General features: G+C 38.2%; 1 pseudogene. It reads right to left on the reverse strand.

Features of this window, described 5'->3' with window-relative positions:
- Positions 1-281: pseudogene (locus tag ACFIJP_RS09810) on the reverse strand (ShlB/FhaC/HecB family hemolysin secretion/activation protein); the annotation flags it as partial.
- Positions 282-505 lie beyond the last annotated feature (224 nt).

Here is a 505-nt window from a genome sequence, read left to right on the forward strand (position 1 = left end):
TTCCCACCCAAAAGCGTTTCTGGATTTTGCTCTGAAGGCGTCTTGATCCTTTTAGGCGTTAAAGACCGTAATTTCTCAATTCTTTCTAATTGCTGCTTTTCTGAATACCTACGAGAAAAATTATCTGTTGGGGAATGAAAAATAGCTGAGGAGCGCGCATAAACATTTACACCTGTAAACAAGCCAAAGAAAACAACAATGGCACGAAAAATTCTCAAAAGAGAACTTTGGCGTAAAAATACACAAAACAATACAGATTGCCCCCGCTTTGCACTATTCATGAAGCACTCTTTAAAAGAACTTCATGGAACCGCTAATAAACCCACTCAAAACAGCCACTGCCCTATGACGCTTTTAACAAAAGCACATGCCTTTGTGACCAAAAAAGTGACACTAGAAAAACTGCTTTATTTTAACTGCTGAAGATCTCTCCCCCACATTTATATAAAGAAACCTCTAAACAAAACTGTTTAGCCCGTCAATGGTTAATACATCAATATCCCCA

Source organism: Bartonella sp. MU37NMGALS, assembly GCF_042194015.1.
In the GTDB taxonomy this organism is placed as follows: domain Bacteria; phylum Pseudomonadota; class Alphaproteobacteria; order Rhizobiales; family Rhizobiaceae; genus Bartonella; species Bartonella grahamii.